The sequence below is a fragment of the Labrys sp. Lb11 genome, from assembly GCF_057554225.1.
Genome location: NZ_BAAJOT010000008.1, coordinates 102,880 through 119,054, shown reverse-complemented (window position 1 = coordinate 119,054; position 16,175 = coordinate 102,880). Strand labels below are relative to the sequence as shown.

Here is a 16,175-nt window from a genome sequence, read left to right as displayed (position 1 = left end):
GCTTGACGGAGCGGCAGCTTGGGATCAGCCTCCATCGGTAGCGAACATCGATCTTTCCGTGAGTGGCTCAGGCCGGAAGCCTGATGCAGCGTCGGCAGCGGGGCAGGGGCGATGATGCGGATCGTGCGATGGGCGGCCGGGCTTGCCGTGGCGTTGTCGCTGGCCGGCTGTTCCAATTTCCATCCCACACAGGAGGCTCACACCGCGCTGGTTCGCAGCGGCTCCTATGACGACTTCGCCGCGAGGACGCCGGCCGGGCCGATCGCCGCCCGCCTCGTGCCCTATGCCCTGCTCGCCGAGCAGGCCTATCGCACCGACGTCTATCGGACGGGGCGGGCCCGGCATTCGAACCGGCCCTGCCCGGATGACGGCGGCGGATGCGGCGGCCTGGCGGCAGACGCGGCCCGCGCCAATCGGATGCTCGACGGCTGGCGCCTGGTCTATGCTCAGGACGGACCGTTTGCCTGCCCGGCAGGGCAGAACTGCGGCGCCCCGGTCGGCGGCCTCGGCGTCCAGATATGGGTCTCGCGGGGACCGGTCTGCCGGGAAGGCGTGATCGCCTTTCGCGGCACCGTCGGCCACAGCCTCGGCGACTGGGTCTCCAATGCCCATTGGGTGACGCGTGCGCTGCCGGTGCCGGTCTATGACGAATATGCCCAGGTGCATGACCACATCGGCTGGCTCGTCGAACGCATCCGGCGCGACCCCTGCTACCGGTCCGGCACGACGCGGATCGCGGCGCTCGGCCATTCCCTCGGCGGCGGCCTGGCCCAGCACGCGGCCTATGCCGAGCCGGCGATCCGGAGCGTCTATGCTTTCGATCCGTCCTTCGTCACCGGCTACTACGACAAGGCCCTGAAGAACCGTGACCGCACGGTCCGGGGTCTGCAGATCGAGCGGGTCTACGAGCACGGCGAGATCCTGGCCTTCGGCCGCTATGTCCTGCGCCAGTTCAATCCGCCGACGGCCTGCGATCCCACCATCGTCAACATCCGCTTCAACGTGCTGGAAGGCAGCGTCATCGACCAGCACAGCCTCGTCGACTTCACCACGGCGCTGCTGCGGGATTCGCGTGGCGTCGCGCCGGAGCAGCGGCCCTTCGTGGCCGAGGCCTGCGCCTGGCAGAGGGCGCACGATCCGGCGCGGCAGCGCCTCGCCGCCCGATAGGCCCCGTCTCTATCCGGCCGTCCAGGTCCGCAACGTCGCCAGGTCGAGGCACGGGCCGGCCGGCGCGCGTCCCGCCAGACACCCGCAGGGAGAGTCCGGCTCGCCCAGATGGTCGAGCACGCTCAGCGCGCCGGCAAAATCCTGCCCGGCGGTGTAGCGGCTGACGGTCACCACCGTGGCCAGCCCCGCAGCCAGGGCCGCGGCGAGCCCGTTGCGGGAGTCCTCGAAGGCGAGGCAGCGGGCCGCCGGCAGGCCGAGTTGCGCCAGCGCCGCCAGGTAGGCATCGGGCGCCGGCTTCTTGGCCGCGACCTCGTCGCCCGCGACGATCGCCTCGAACCAGCCGGGCGCGTCGGGGCCGAGTGTCGCCCGCAGCAGGCTCTCGACATTCGGCCGGCTCGTGGTCGTGGCGATGGCCAGGCGCAGGCCCGCGCGTCGGGCCTCGCCGATCAGGCGCGCGACGCCCGGCCGCAGCCCCGTCTCGCCGTGCTCGACCAAGTCGACATAGCGCCGCGTCTTGCCGGCGTGCAGCGCCGCGATCGCCGCCGTGTCCGGCGCGGGGGCGACGCCGTGCGTCTCGACATAGTGCCGGATGCGTTCCTTGCCGCCGGTAACCTCCAGCAGCCGGCCGTAGAGCGTTTCGTCCCAGCGCCAGGGCAGCCCATGCGCGGCGAAGGTCTCGTTGAACGCGCGGAGATGGGTGTCCTCCGTCTCGGCCAGCGTCCCGTCGACGTCGAAGATCAGCGCATCCAGCATGTCGGGTCCTCGGCGCGGCGGCATGCCCGCTGGGCGTGGTTCCGGTCGTCCTGCCCGCGATCCGAGGCGCCCCGAGGGACCGGCTGCGCCGGCCCGTCGGGGCCGCCCGGCCTATTGCGCGGCCTGCCGCGAGGCGACGATCTGGTCGGCCTGCCGGCCGGTCAGCTCGGCCAGATGGTCGAACCGGGCGCTGAACGTGCCGACGCCGGCCGTGGCCGAGCGCAGCTCGACGATCAGGTCGGCCATCTCCGCCTCCGGGATCAGCGCCTGCACCGCGTCCCAGCCGTCCCAGCCCTCGCGGGCGTCGAAGCCGAGGATCTGGCCGCGGCGCGAGGAGACGATGGCGTTGGCCTTGGCGGTGGCGTCGGAGGGCACGAAGATCGACACCGCCAGCACCGGCTCCAGCAGCACCGGCTGGCAGGCCGGCAGGGCCTCGCTCATGGCGATGCGCGCCGCCATCTGGAATGCCATGTCGGAACTGTCGACCGTGTGGTAGGAGCCGTCCGTCAGCGTCACGCCGACATCGACCACGGGGAAGCCGAGCGGGCCGCGCTTGAGATATTGCCGCGCGCCTTCCTCGACCGAGGGGATGTAGTTGCGCGGCACGGCGCCGCCCGTGACCTTGTCGACGAAGGCGAAGCCTTCGCCGCGCGGCAGCGGCGCGATGTCGACCAGCACGTCGCCGAACTGGCCGTGGCCGCCCGACTGCTTCTTGTGCCGGCCGCGCACGCCCTGCGCCGCCTTGCGTATGGTCTCGCGATAGCCGATCTGCGGCGGATAGGCCTGCACGGCGACGCCGAACTTCGAGGACAGCTTCTCCACCGCCACGCGCAGATGCATCTCGCCCTGGCCGCGCAGCACCATCTCGCCGAGTTCGGCGTTCTGCTCGACCGCCAGCGAGGGGTCCTCGTCCACCAGCTTCTGGATGGCGGCCGAGAGCTTGACGTCGTCCTTGCGGTCGCGGGCCCGCACGGCGAGCGCCATCACGGGGGCGGGGGAGGGCAGCGTCACCAGCGGCTTGGCCGGCTTGCCGGTCGAGATGGTGTCGCCGGTGCGGGCCATGTCGAGGCGGCCGAGGGCCAGCGTGTCGCCGGTGACGGAGGAGGGCTGCTTCTGCGCGGTCTGGCCCATCAGGCGTGACAGGCCGGAGACGCGGCCGCTGTCGCCGGAGGCGTTGGTGACCACGGCGCCGTCCTGGAACGAGCCGCGCAGCACGCGCGCCAGCGACAGCTTGCCGGCATGGGCGGTGTGGATGGTCTTCATCACATAGCCGAGCCCCTCGCCGTCGGCCGCAATGCCCAGCCGCTTGACGGTTTCCGAGACGTCGGGAGCTTCGTGGCGCAGGGCCTTCATCAGCCGCAGCATGCCGTTGCCGTGCAGCGCCGAACCGATCAGCACCGGCACGGTCAGGCCGTCGCGCAACTCATGGGCGAGGTCGTCGAAGACCCGGTCGCGCGGCGGCTCGACCTCCTCGAGCAATTGCTCCATCAACTGGTCGTCGTGGTCGGACAGGCGCTCCAGCATGGAGTAGCGCGCTTCCTTCTCCTGGGCATGCTCGTCCGGCGGGATCTCGACCACCCGCGAGGCGGCGTGCTCCTGGTAGATGAAGGCCCGCTCCAGGGCGAGGTCGATATAGCCGACGGCGATGCCGTCCTTCCAGATCGGCAACTGGCGCAGCAGCAGCGGCACCCGCGAGGCGGGCTGCAGCACGGGCAGCGTGTCGCGCACGCTCTGAGTGCCGCTGTCGATCTTGTTGAGGAACAGGAAGCGCGGGATCTTGCGCTCTTCCAATTCGCGCAGGACCAGTTGCAGAGCCGGGACCTTCTTCTCGTCCGCCTCGCAGACCACCACCGCCGCGTCGATCGCCGGCAGCACGCCGTGCATCTCGGGCAGGAACTCGACGGAGCCGGGGCAGTCGATGAATGTGTAGGTGTCGCCCATGAAGTCGACCGAGGCGACATTGGCCTCCACGCTCATGGCGTGGGCGCGGGCTTCGGCGCCGGCGTCGCCGACCGAGGTGCCCGCGGTCACCGAACCCTGGCGCTGCAGGGCGCCCATGCGCGCCAGGATCGCTTCGAGAAGGGTCGTCTTGCCGCTCTGGAACGGGCCCACGAGTGCGATGCATCGCGGACCCCCGCGTGCTCTGCCGTTCGCTGCTCCATTGGTTTCAGCCATGGCGTGTGCCTCCTGCCAACCCGCGTTGTCACCCCGACCCGTCGTCGCGCCGCGCTCTGCCTGGCGCTTGGCCGGGAATGCTCGCGCCGTTTGCCGGGCCTGGCAAGAGGGAATTGGCGCGGCTGGACCAGCGGGAATGCCGTGGAAACAAGAGGCTGTCGCCAAAGCTTGACGCATCGTAGGGCATCGTGCCTACTCGATTTGCCGCTGCGGCATGCGGCTGGCCGCCGGCTTGGCCGCGGACTTCTGCGGGGAGGGGGCTGGTGTCTGTCCGACAGTATTGCGTCGCCTTGCTGCTCACCGTCTTTTGTGCGGGAAGCGCCGTGGCCGAGGAACGGTTCGGCTTTGTCGTCGGCATCGGCGACTATCGGTCGCTGAGCGATGATCAGCAGTTCTCCGATCCGTCGAATGACGCAAATATCGTAGACAATACGAGGGAATCGCTTCGCTTCGTCAATGTGTCGAAGCAATCAAAGACACTCTCATCGGAGTTTTTGATTGGCGCACGCGACGTGTTGTTGGCGGAGCAGATCCCGGCCGTTCGGCCGCAGTCAGTGCAAGTCACCCCAATTGAGTCGGAAAAGGCGGCCGGACAAGCCGATAGGGACCGGCTCGTGGCGGAATGCGACAGGCTCGCGGCCAGTCCTTTCGACCTGCAGCGCCCTGCCAATGTCGTGGGCATCGCGCCTGAGAAGCTTGACCCGTCTTTGGCCATTCCGGCCTGCGAGAAGGCGACAGCGGCCGCTCCCGACATTCCGCGCCTGCGTTTCAATCTCGGACGGGCCTATTACGCCGCCCACCGAGACGAGGAGGCCGTCGTGAGTTATCGCAGAGCCGCCGACGAAGGCCATGCGAGTGCCATGAACAACCTCGGCTGGATGCTGGCGGACGGCCGCGGCGCGGCCAAGGACGAGGCTGAAGCCGTGCGCTGGTACCGCAAGGCCGCCGACGCGGGCAATGCGAGTGCCATGGACAATTTCGGTACGATGCTGCTGAACGGTCGCGGCGTTGCCAGGGACAAGGCTGAAGCTGCTCGCTGGTACCGCAAGGCTGCGGACGCGGGCTATGCGGGTGCCATGTTCGACCTCGGTGCGATGCTGGCGGATGGCCTTGGCGTCGCCAAGGACGAGGCTGAGGCCGTGCGCTGGTTCCGCAGGGCCGCAGACGCGGGCAAGGCGTATGCCATGAATAGCCTTGGCATAATGCTGGTGGACGGCCGCGGCGTGGCCGAGGACGGAGCCGAAGCCATGCGCTGGTTCCGCAAGGCTGCGGACGCCGGCGATACGGATGCCATGTTCAATCTTGGCCTGATGCTGACGGACGGCCGCGGCGCGGCCAAGGACGAGGCTGAAGCTTTGCGGTGGTATCGGAAGGCCGCCGACGCCGGCGATGTGAATGCCATGACCAACCTCGGCCTGATGCTGGTAGACGGCCGCGGCGTGGCCAAGGACGAGGCTGAAGCCTTGCGCTGGTTCCGCAAAGCCGCCGACGCCGGCGATGTGAATGCCATGACCAACCTCGGCCTGATGCTGGTAGACGGCCGCGGCGCGGCCAAGGACGAGGCTGAAGCTTTGCGGTGGTATCGGAAGGCCGCCGACGCCGGCGATGTGAATGCCATGACCAACCTCGGCCTGATGCTGGTAGACGGCCGCGGCGTGGCCAAGGACGAGGCTGAAGCCTTGCGCTGGTTCCGCAAAGCCGCCGACGCCGGCAATACGAAAGCTATGATCAGCCTCGGCGTGAGTCTGGCAGACGGCCGCGGCGTGGCCAAGGACGAGGCTGAAGCCGTGCGCTGGTATCGCGAGGCCGCCGACGCCGGCGATGCGAAAGCCATGACCTACCTCGGCCTGGTGCTGGCGGACGGCCGCGGCGTGGCCAGGGATGAGGCTGAAGCCTTGCGTTGGTTACGCAAGGCCGCCGACGCCGGCGATGCGGATGCCATGTTTGGCCTCGGCTTGATATTCGCGAATGGTCGCGGTGTGGCCATCGACGAGGCAGAAGCCGCGCGCTCGATGGTGAAGTCGCTCGGCAAGGGCAGTGATTTTGCAAGGCTGGTGTTGATCGGCGAAAGCGGTGGTCGTCTTCGTTTTGAAGTTCGCAAGGCGATTCAGGAAGAGCTGAAGTCTCAACGTAGATACAGTGGAGAAATTACTGGCATCTTCGGGAGTTCCACGCTGTCTGCTTTGCGCGAGGTCGTCCGGGAATGATGCTCCTTTCGAAAGGGGCGAGATCAGTCGCGCCAACCCGCACTCTCTCGAACCCGCTCCTTTTCAGGAGCGGCAGAGGATTATTCCGGAGTGCTCGACGTCCCCGCTGTGAGAGCCCGCGCGTCGACGCTTGACCGGTTGCGGCGCATCGGGCCTACTCGCGATGCCGCTGCGGCACAGCCGATCCCTGGCCACTGTCGGCAGGTCCGAGGGGGGAACCGGCATGGCCGATCCGCAGATGGAAGTGGTTCAGGACGGCGTCGTGCGCCGGACCAGTTCGTCCTTCTTCCGCGGCAAGGACACCAATTTCTGGCCGACGCCGCGCTCGAAGATGCAGGACGACAGCCTGTCGACATATCTGATGCACGGCTGGGCGCCCGAAGCGCCGGTGATCACCCGCCAGACGCCGATCGTCTCCTTCGGCTCCTGCTTCGCCCAGAACGTCAGCAATTATCTCGCCCGCCGCGGCTTCAACGTGCTGTCGCGCGACAACGACGCCTATGTCACGAAGATGGGCGACGGGATGGTCAACACTTTCGCCATCCGGCAGCAGTTCGAGTGGGCCTGGCTCGGCAAGACGCCGCAGGGCGCGCTCTGGCACGGCTATTCGGCGCAGGAGTTCGGCTATGAGGAGAGCGTGCGGCGCGAGACCAAGCGCCTGTTCGACAGCGCCGACGTCTTCATCATCACCCTCGGCCTCTCCGAGATCTGGTACGACGAGCCGACCGGCGAGGTATTCTGGCGGGCGGTGCCGATGGAGCGCTATGATCCGGCGCGGCACAAGTTCCGTGTCGCCACGGTCGAGGAGAACCGCGACAACCTCCTGGCGATCCACGCATTGATCCGCCGCTTCCGGCCGGACGCCGCCATGGTGGTGACCCTGTCGCCGATCCCGCTGGCGGCAACCTTCCGGCCGGTGAGCTGCGTCACGGCCAACGCCGTCTCCAAGGCGGTGCTGCGCACGGCTCTCGATCAGTTCCTTGCCGCCGTGCCCGACCTCAATGCCAAGACCTTCTATTTTCCGAGCTACGAGGTGGTGACGGCGCTGTTCCAGAACCAGTGGCAGGATGACGGCCGGCATGTGCGCCTGACCATCCTCAACCTCAACATGAAGATCTTCGAGCGCTATTTCTGCGAGACCGACATCACGGATGCGGAGCTGCTCGAGGCCTATCGCACCTGCCGGGGCGAGGACCGCGCCAACGCCCCGCTGCAGCCGTTGCCGGAGGGGGCCGATGGCGTGGCCGAGACGAACGAGTTGCGGCGCAAGCTCCTGAGCGTGAGCGACAAGAACGAGCGCATCGCCCTGCGCATGCAGGAGCTGGCGCAGGAGCATCGGGTGGTGCTGGCCCGCCAGCGGGCGAAGCACCGCCGGCGCAACTGGACCATGAGCACGCTGTTCGGCCTGGCCGGGCTGGCAGGCGGCGCGGCGCTCATGGCGCTCGCCGTCATCGTCCTGGCGGACTGACCCACCGTCATTCCGCCGTCGACAGCTTCATCAGCACCAGGCCGGAGACGATCAGCGCCGCCGCCAGGATGCGGGCGGCGCTGACCTGCTCGCCCAGCACCGCGATGCCGACCAGGAAGGCGCCGACGGCGCCGATGCCGGTCCAGATCGTATAGGCGGTGCCGAGCGGCAGCGTCCGCATCGCCAGCGACAGCAGCGCGAAGCTGGCGATCATCGTGACGATGGTGACGGTCGCCGGGACGACCAGCGTGAAGCCTTGCGACTGCTTCATGGAAAAGGCCCAGACGACTTCGAGGACGCCTGCGGCAACGAGCATGATCCAGGCCATGACCGGCCCTCCTTTCAAAGGGCCGGGCCGTCCCGGACATGAAGTCCCGATATCGGGGGAGGACGTGGCCTCGCCCCGCCTACCTAGGATGGGCGGGCCGACTCTTCAAGCGCCCATCGTCCTGCCTTGCCAAGCCCGCAGTTCCACTCTATATTGCAACTCATTCGCAATTGCATGTTGATGCCATGACCCCGCCTTCCGAGAGTGCCGCCGCTCCGCTTCCGCTTCCGCTGCCCCGGTCCGACGAGGGCTGGCGCCGTGCCGCCGGCGCGCCGCCGCTGTCGGAGGTGTTCCGCTCGATCCCCCTGGCCGGGCGGCACGGTTTCTGGCGCAAGCTGCTGGCCTTTCTCGGCCCCGGCTACCTCGTCGCCGTCGGCTACATGGACCCGGGCAACTGGGCGACCTCGCTCGCCGGCGGTTCGCAGTTCGGCTACCAGCTGCTGTTCGTGGCGCTCGTGTCGAACTTCATGGCAATCGTGCTGCAGTCGCTGTGCGCGCGCCTGGCCATCGGCTCCGGGCGCGACCTGGCGCAGGCCTGCCGGGACGCCTGGCCGCGGCCGGTGGCCTGGGCATTGTGGCTCCTGGCCGAGGTGGCGATCATCGCCACCGATCTCGCCGAGGTGATCGGCACCGCCATCGGCCTGCAATTGCTGTTCGGCATCCCGCTGGCGATCGGCGTGGTGATCACCGCCCTCGACGTGTTCCTGATCCTCTTGCTGCAGGCGATCGGCTTTCGCTGGATCGAGGCCTTCGTCATCGCCCTCCTGGGCGTGATCGCCGTGTGCTTCGGCGTGCAGATGGTGCTCGCCGACCCGGATTGGGGCCAGGCCCTCGCCGGCTTCGTGCCGACCAGGCAACTCCTGACCGATCCCGCCATGCTGTTCCTGGCGCTCGGCATCGTCGGCGCCACGGTGATGCCGCACAATCTCTACCTGCATTCGGCCATCGTGCAGACCCGCGCCTACGGCTCGGGCGAAGCGGACAAGCGCGAGGCCCTGACCTTCGCCACAATCGATTCGACTGTGGCGCTGATGGCTGCGCTGCTGATCAACGCCTCGATCCTCATCCTTGCCGCGGCGACGTTCAACGCCCAGGGGCGCACCGACGTCACCGACATCGGCCAGGCGCATGCGCTGCTGACGCCGCTGCTCGGCGGCGGTATCGCGCCGGCGCTGTTCGCCGTTGCGCTGCTGTGCTGCGGCCTCAACTCGACGGTGACTGCCACGCTCGCCGGCCAGGCCGTGATGGAAGGCTTCATCAACATCCGCCTGAAGCCCTGGCTGCGCCGGCTGATTACCCGGCTGATCGCCATCGTGCCGGCCGCGGCGGTGACCATCTCCTACGGCGAGGGCGAGACGGCACGGCTGCTGATTCTCAGCCAGGTGATCCTCAGCTTCCAGCTGCCCTTCGCGGTGATCCCGCTGGTCTGGCTCACCGCCGACCGCGGCAAGCTCGGCACGCTTGCGGCGCCGCGCTGGCTGACCGTGCTCGCGGCCGTGATCGGCGCTGTCATCGTGGCGTTGAACGTGAAGCTGCTGGCCGACACCTTCCTGTAGGGCCTGCCGGAAATGCCCTTGCCACGCCGCCGTGCACCCGGGCAACCGTCAGGCCGAACGGGATCGCGGATGCCGGGATGCGGCTTCCCGGCCAGGCCAACGAAAACGCCGGACGGTTGGGAACCGTCCGGCGCTTCGAAACGACCGCCTTGCGTCCTTCGCCCGAACAAGGGGGGCGGATCAGGCGAAGAATCCGGCGGTCGCCGTAACGAGAGTCGCCGCAACCAGGAGAGCCACGAGCCAGACGGAGATCATGAGCTGCCGCTCGGCTTCGCCGGGGGACACGCGCATCGCACGGGTCTCGCTCCGGGGCAGGCGCAAGGCGTGATCGGCGCTGGTCATGCTGGTCTCCTCAAGCATTGGGCGGTGGCGCCCTGAACTTGTTGCAACCGATAAGTCCGGATCGGCCGGCGCGCGGTGCGAAATCGCACGTCGCATTGACGAAACGGCCTGCAGGCGAGTCGGTTCCATGCCTACCCCGAGGAGTTTACCGATGATCCCGGCGGGGTTGGGTCGCAATCGCGGCCCCGTCACGCAGAGTTTGTGTCATTATCGCGACGGATCGGCCGCGAGACCGCCGAGGGGCATCGCCGCGGACCTTGCGTCGCGCCGCCGCGTCGCGGCGATGCCGAGGCCCATCAGCCCGGCGGCGATGACGGCGCCGGCGAGGACGTCGACGAAATAATGGGAGCCGTCGACCGGTGTGGTCGCGATCATCGCCAGGTTGAAGCCGAGCGAGATCCAGCGCAGCACCCGGACCGGCCAGAGCGCGATAATCAGGAGGACGCCGGCCGCCGTATGCACGCTCGGAAAGGTGATGATGCCCTCGGCGCTGCTGAGCACCAGCACGCGCATTGTCCCGTCGCGCAGGCCCATGAGGTGCGGCAGGTGCCGCGTCGTCGCCGACAGCGCGACCTGCGGCGCGTCCGCTTCGGTCAGTCCCGCATGGACATAGGCGTTGAGGGCGGGCATCGCCGCCGAGAGCAGGATCGCCACGGTGCAACTCGCGGTGAAGGCGAGGACGAAGAGCTGCAGCCTCTGGAAGCGCCAGGTCGCGGCCATGGCCAGGACGGCGACGGCGATGGCCGGGATCATCGCGTCATAGGCCGGCTTGAGCACGGCGTGCAGCGCCGGGCGCGTGACGACGGCGTCGAAATAGGCCCGCCAGTCGAGGCCGAGCATCGTGTCCCACTGTGCGAAGGTCGCGTCCCAGAGCGGACGGTCGAGGCTGGCGGCGATGTAGGACAGTGGCGCGGCGATCGCGGTCATGACGATGAGCTGCAGCATCGCGCGGCAGCCGGCGGCGATGCGCGGGTCGGGGCGCCGGGCGGTATAGAACCAGGTGAGGCCTGCCATGACGGCGGCGCCGGTCGCGGCTTCGAGCGCCGACGACCATGCGAGCGAGAAGCCGGCCATGCCTGCGGCGGCGGCCAGGACGGCCGTCTGCAACGCGATGACCGTCCAGATCGCGCGGTCGAGGCTGGCTGGGGCGAAGCTGTCGCGGATCATCGGGGGCCGCTCTCGGGATGCCGGCCGGTGCTAGCACGCGCTCCTTTGCCACCCGGTTAATCCGGCGCCATGCTTTGGTTTGATTGCTGGCATGACGCATCTCCATTGGCACGTCGGTGAAAACGGGCTAAGGGTCCGCCCGTCCGTCCACCCTCTGGAGCTCGCCGGCAATGGCCTTCTTCTCCGACGCCCTCTCGCGCATCAAGCCCTCCGCCACCATCGCGGTGACGCAGAAGGCGCGCGATCTCAAAGCGGCGGGGCGAGACGTGATCTCGTTGTCGGTCGGCGAGCCGGACTTCGACACGCCCGAGAACATCAAGCAGGCCGGCATCGAGGCGATCCGCCGCGGCGAGACCAAGTATCCGCCGGTTTCCGGCATCCAGCCGCTGCGCGAAGCCATCGCCCGCAAGTTCAAGCGCGAGAACAATCTCGACTACAAGCCGGCGCAGACGATCGTCGGCACCGGCGGCAAGCAGATCCTGTTCAACGCCTTCATGGCCACGCTCAACCCGGGCGACGAGGTCATCGTGCCGACGCCCTATTGGGTCAGCTATCCCGAGATGGTCTCCGTCTGCGGCGGCACGCCGGTGTTCGCGCCGACCCGGCTGGAGGAGAGCTTCAAGCTCAGCGCCGCCGAGCTCGAGCGCGCGATCACGCCGCGCACCAAGTGGCTGGTGCTCAACTCGCCGTCCAATCCGTCCGGCGCGGCCTACACCCATGCCGAGATGAAGGCTCTCACCGACGTGCTCGTCCGCCATCCCCATGTCTGGGTGCTGACCGACGACATGTACGAGCACCTCGTCTATGGCGACTTCAAGTTCGTCACCCCGGCCGAGGTCGAGCCCTCGCTCTATGATCGCACCCTGACCATGAACGGCGTGTCGAAGGCCTACGCCATGACCGGCTGGCGCATCGGCTACGCCGCCGGGCCGCTGGCCCTGATCAAGGCCATGGACACGTTGCAGGGCCAGCAGACCTCCGGCGCCTGCACCATCGCGCAATGGGCTTCGGTCGAGGCGCTCGACGGCACGCAGGAGCACCTGCCGCGCTTCCGGAAGGCCTTCGAGGAGCGCCGCGACCTGGTGGTGTCGATGCTGAACCAGGCGCGCGGCCTGCAGTGCCCGACGCCGGAGGGCGCCTTCTACGTCTATCCCTCCTGCGCCGGCACCATCGGCAGGACCGCGCCGACCGGCAAGGTGATCGAGACCGACGAGGACTTCGTCACCGAGCTGCTCGAGGCCGAGGGCGTGGCCGTGGTGCATGGTTCGGCCTTCGGGCTCGGGCCGAACTTCCGGCTGTCCTACGCCACCTCGAACCAGCTCCTGGAGGAAGCGGGCCACCGCATCCAGCGCTTCTGCGCCAACCTGCGCTGACCTTCCGACGGCGCGGGCCCATGTGGCCCGCGCATCGTCGGCCCGGACCCCGCCATGCCCAGCACCAAGACCCTCTTCGTCACCAAGGTCTATCGCGCCGAGCTCGACGAAGCGGCGATGCCGCTGGCCGAGCTCGACGCCACCTGCCGGTCGCTGGCCGAGGACGACACCGCCGGGCAGGCCTGGTGCCGCAAGAACAACTATGCGGGATATACGTCCTACGCCTCGCTGAACGACCTGCCCTGGCGCTATCCGGTGTTCAAGAAGCTGGTGAAGGCGCTCGACGGCCATGTCGTCGCCTTCGCCAGGGAGCTGGAGTTCGATCTCGGCCGCGAGAAGCTCAAGCTCGAGGACATCTGGGTCAACGTGCTACCGCCCGGCGGCGTCCACACGGCCCATATCCATCCCCATTCCGTCGTCAGCGGCACTTGCTACGTTGCCACGCCGGCCGGGTCGAGCGCTCTCAAGTTCGAGGATCCGCGGCATGGCCTGATGATGGCGGCGCCGCCGCGCAAGGCCAGGGCCGACATCACCCAGCGCCCCTTCGTCTACGAGGCGCCGGCACCCGGCACGCTGCTGCTCTGGGAAAGCTGGCTGCGCCACGAGGTGCCGCTCAACCAGGCCGACAGCGAGCGCATCAGCATCAGCTTCAACTATCGCTGGGGCTGACCGCTCAGCCGCTTCCTTTGCCTCCCCGACCGCTGCGACGGCTTGTGCTGCCGGCCGGCCGAAACCTTTCGCGCCTGTCCAGGTTTCATAGCGGGGAAGTCCGGCACCGGATCGAGGACCTTCGTCCCGGAACCGCCGCGGCCGGCAAGCCGGACGTCCCTGGCGCATGCCGTCCCGGGATGCGTTCCCTCCCGAAGTTCCTCCGGACCTCGGGTGTCTGCGCGATTTTGGATCCGCCCCCGTCGGCGGAGTCCGTAAATCCTGCTAGTGCTTGGGGACCGTGGCGAGGAGTGGACCGAGTTCATGGACGAACAATCCCGCGAACTGCCCGAGGCCCTGCCTGACATCTCGGACGCGGCCCAGGCCGGGCTCGCCTCGCAGCTCCTGATGATGATCCGGGCCCTCTTGGCCTCGCCGTTGCGCAGCACCCTCCTCATGCTCGGCGCCGGCATCTTCCTGGTGATCGTCGCCACGGCCTATGGCCAGATCCGGCTCAACAGCTGGAACCAGCCCTTCTACGACGCCCTGTCGCGCCGCGACTTTCCCTCCTTCCTCAACCAGTTGATGGTGTTTGCGCTGATCGCCGGCGGCCTGCTGGCGCTGAACGTCTTCCAGACCTGGCTCAACCAGATGACCCGGCTGAAGCTGCGCGAAGGCCTGGCGAGCGACCTGATCGGCGAATGGATGGGTCCGCGCCGGGCCTTCCGCCTCGCCAATGCCGGGTCGATCGGCGTCAACCCCGACCAGCGCCTGCACGAGGATGCGCGCCACCTCTCCGAACTCTCCACCGATCTCGGCATCGGCCTGCTGCAGGCCTCGATCCTGCTGGTGAGCTTCATCGGCGTGCTGTGGTCGCTCTCCAGCGGCTTCGTCTTCCACGTCGCCGGCAACAGCATTTCCATTCCGGGCTACATGGTCTGGTGCGCGGTGATCTATGCCGGCTCCGCCTCCTGGTTCAGCTGGCGCGTCGGCCGGCCGCTGATCCGGCTGAACTCCGAGCGCTATGGCCGCGAAGCCGACCTGCGCTTCTCGCTGATGCGGGTCAACGAGCATGTCGACGCCATCTCCCTGGCCAATGGCGAGGCGGACGAGAAGCGCCGCCTGCTCCTCGACCTCGGTGAGGTGCTCGGCGCCATGCGCCGCCTCGTCACGGCTCTGACCAACCTCACCTGGCTGACCGCCGGCTATGGCTGGTTCACGATCGTGGCGCCGATCCTGGTGGCGACGCCGGTCTATTTCTCCGGCAATCTCTCCTTCGGCGGGCTGATGATGGCGGTGGGCGCCTTCAACCAGGTGCAGTCGTCGCTGCGCTGGTTCGTCGACAATTTCAGCTCCATCGCCGACTGGCGCGCGACGCTGCTGCGCGTCGCCAGCTTCCGCCGCGCCGTGATGATGACCGACGCGCTGCAGACGGCCGACCACCGCATCGAGGTCGCCGAGAGCGACGGCGACGGGCTGACCTTCGAGGGGGTCGAGATCGGCTCCAAGAGCGGCTGGACGCGGCTGGCCGAGCAGCCGGTCGAGATCAAGGCCGGCGAGCGCGTCCTGATCGTCGGGGCGCCGGGCGCCGGCAAGACCGTTCTGTTCCGGGCCGTTGCCGGCCTGTGGCCCTGGGGCTATGGCCGGATCGGCCTGCCGCGCGGCGAGGCCATCACCTGCATGCCGCGCGCGCCCTACATACCGCCCGGAAGCTTGCGCGAGGCCTTGTCCTATCCGGCGGCCGCCAAGAACTTCTCCGACGCCGACCTGACCGCGGCGCTCTCCCGCGTCGGCCTCGAGCGCTTTGCCACCGATCTCGATCGTGACGCACGCTGGGATCGCGAGCTGAACGGCGACGAGCAGCAGCGCTTCGCCTTCGCCCGGCTGCGCCTGCAGAAGCCGCGCTGGGTGTTGATCGACGAGGCGCTGGACGGGCTCGGCGAGGACGCCCGCCAGCGCATCCAGATGGTGCTGCGCGACGATCTGCCGGGAACGACGATCGTCCATATCGGCCGTGCGGAGACGCTCGGGCACCTGTTCTCGCGGGTGCTGCACCTGGTCAAGGACGCTTCGCGCGGCGGCCCGGAAGCCTCGCCCAGGGCGCCGGCCGTGCCCGCCTGAGCCGGACTGGCCCTCAGCTCCGGCGGGTGCCCATGACGAAGAGCGCGTATCCGTCCTCCGTCACCTTGTCGAGATGGGCGCGATAGGCCGCATAGCTGGGCTGTGACGCCGTCACCCGGCCGAAGGCCAGGCCGTCCTCGGCCGCGTCGATCCGCACCAGGGCGATCGGGGTGCAGACGGGCGTGAGCTGCGAACCGCGGCCGGCCTGCAGCGTCGTCAGGATGCCGTACATCTCGCCGGTATTGGTCGGGCGGCCGAGCACGACCAGGCGGTGTTGGCCGTGCCGGTTGGTGACGAGATAGATGTGGCCGGACTGGTTCGGCACCGCGACCGAGCCGAACTGGGTGAACGCCGTGTCGAGCCGCTCGCTTTCCCGGAAGGCGAGGGCGGAGGCCTCGTCGTCCCAGCCGATCTCGGTGCGGTAGGCATAGATCACGTCAGGTCCGCCGAAGGACGGGCGCAGGGTGAGGTAGCTGCCTTCGATCCAGCGCACCGCCGGCCTGGCGTAGGAGCCGAGCTCGTCCGGCGCCAGTCCGTCGCCGGCCGTCGGGGACGCCGCGGGCTCGGCCGGGCGCAGCCTGACCCCGAGCGCTGCCTCAAGACGGATGGTCGTTGCCAAGGTGAATGGCCGCCGGCCGGCGAGGGCCTTCTCCAGCGTCGAGATGCTGATCCGGGCCTCGTCCGCCAGGCGCTGGCGGGAGACGCGCCGGCGCGCCAGCTCCTCGCGCACGGCGGCTGCGATCGTCCGGCTCTGCTCGTCGGAGAACTCCGTCTCGGCAACCGGCGCCATGCCTGCGTTCGATCCCTCACTGATCCGCACAAAGCCGCACAGTGCCGCACCCGCCCGGCGGCGGCAAGGCGGATGGGGCG

Annotated in this window: 13 protein-coding genes; 7 read left to right on the top strand and 6 right to left on the bottom strand. The window is 68.6% G+C overall.

Annotated features, from left to right (window positions below; genetic code table 11):
• Positions 1-114: 114 nt before the first annotated feature.
• Entirely contained in the window at positions 115-1,167 is a 1,053-nt protein-coding gene (locus AC27L4_RS27530) for a lipase (protein WP_487145810.1), read from the top strand.
• 9 nt (positions 1,168-1,176) lie between these two features.
• Here the strand turns inward: AC27L4_RS27530 and AC27L4_RS27525 are convergent, their stop codons facing one another.
• Entirely contained in the window at positions 1,177-1,920 is a 744-nt protein-coding gene (locus AC27L4_RS27525) for an HAD-IA family hydrolase (RefSeq protein ID WP_487145809.1), read from the bottom strand.
• 111 nt (positions 1,921-2,031) lie between these two features.
• On the bottom strand, positions 2,032-4,095 hold the full coding sequence (locus AC27L4_RS27520; protein ID WP_487145808.1) for an elongation factor G: 2,064 nt from the start codon (positions 4,093-4,095) through the stop codon (positions 2,032-2,034).
• Positions 4,096-4,358: 263 nt separating this feature from the next.
• On the opposite strand from AC27L4_RS27520, the gene AC27L4_RS27515 reads away from it, so the two are divergent.
• Entirely contained in the window at positions 4,359-6,302 is a 1,944-nt protein-coding gene (locus tag AC27L4_RS27515) for a tetratricopeptide repeat protein (protein WP_487145807.1), read from the top strand.
• Between the two features lie 223 nt (positions 6,303-6,525).
• Positions 6,526-7,770: a GSCFA domain-containing protein gene (locus AC27L4_RS27510; RefSeq protein ID WP_487145806.1), complete on the top strand. Its 1,245-nt coding sequence runs from the start codon at positions 6,526-6,528 to the stop codon at positions 7,768-7,770.
• 7 nt (positions 7,771-7,777) lie between these two features.
• Here AC27L4_RS27510 and AC27L4_RS27505 read toward each other — a convergent pair whose 3' ends face one another.
• The gene (locus tag AC27L4_RS27505; RefSeq protein ID WP_487145805.1) at positions 7,778-8,098 is read right to left on the bottom strand and encodes a DMT family transporter; all 321 of its coding nucleotides are present in this window, start codon (positions 8,096-8,098) and stop codon (positions 7,778-7,780) included.
• Positions 8,099-8,283: 185 nt separating this feature from the next.
• Here AC27L4_RS27505 and AC27L4_RS27500 point away from each other — a divergent pair, with 185 nt between their 5' ends.
• Positions 8,284-9,654, top strand: a complete 1,371-nt coding sequence (locus AC27L4_RS27500) for an Nramp family divalent metal transporter (RefSeq protein WP_487145804.1) — start codon at positions 8,284-8,286, stop codon at positions 9,652-9,654.
• A gap of 180 nt (positions 9,655-9,834) precedes the next feature.
• Here AC27L4_RS27500 and AC27L4_RS27495 read toward each other — a convergent pair whose 3' ends face one another.
• Together AC27L4_RS27495 and AC27L4_RS27490 are read right to left on the bottom strand one after the other, a co-directional pair.
• Complete coding sequence (locus tag AC27L4_RS27495; protein ID WP_487145803.1) at positions 9,835-9,996, bottom strand: hypothetical protein; 162 nt, start codon at positions 9,994-9,996, stop codon at positions 9,835-9,837.
• Positions 9,997-10,203: 207 nt separating this feature from the next.
• On the bottom strand, positions 10,204-11,163 hold the full coding sequence (locus tag AC27L4_RS27490) for a phosphatase PAP2 family protein (RefSeq protein ID WP_487145802.1): 960 nt from the start codon (positions 11,161-11,163) through the stop codon (positions 10,204-10,206).
• Positions 11,164-11,333: 170 nt separating this feature from the next.
• Between AC27L4_RS27490 and AC27L4_RS27485 the strand changes: the two genes are divergently transcribed.
• The 3 genes from AC27L4_RS27485 (at position 11,334) to AC27L4_RS27475 (ending at position 15,305) form a co-directional block, all read left to right on the top strand.
• Positions 11,334-12,536, top strand: a complete 1,203-nt coding sequence (locus tag AC27L4_RS27485; protein ID WP_487145801.1) for a pyridoxal phosphate-dependent aminotransferase — start codon at positions 11,334-11,336, stop codon at positions 12,534-12,536.
• Positions 12,537-12,590: 54 nt separating this feature from the next.
• Positions 12,591-13,205 (top strand): TIGR02466 family protein, encoded by a 615-nt coding sequence (locus AC27L4_RS27480; protein WP_487145800.1) that lies wholly within the window; start codon positions 12,591-12,593, stop codon positions 13,203-13,205.
• Between the two features lie 303 nt (positions 13,206-13,508).
• A complete protein-coding gene (locus tag AC27L4_RS27475; RefSeq protein WP_487145799.1) occupies positions 13,509-15,305 on the top strand; it encodes an ABC transporter ATP-binding protein/permease in 1,797 nt (598 codons plus the stop codon).
• 13 nt (positions 15,306-15,318) lie between these two features.
• Here the strand turns inward: AC27L4_RS27475 and AC27L4_RS27470 are convergent, their stop codons facing one another.
• On the bottom strand, positions 15,319-16,095 hold the full coding sequence (locus AC27L4_RS27470) for a helix-turn-helix domain-containing protein (RefSeq protein WP_487145798.1): 777 nt from the start codon (positions 16,093-16,095) through the stop codon (positions 15,319-15,321).
• Between the last annotated feature and the right edge of the window lie 80 nt (positions 16,096-16,175).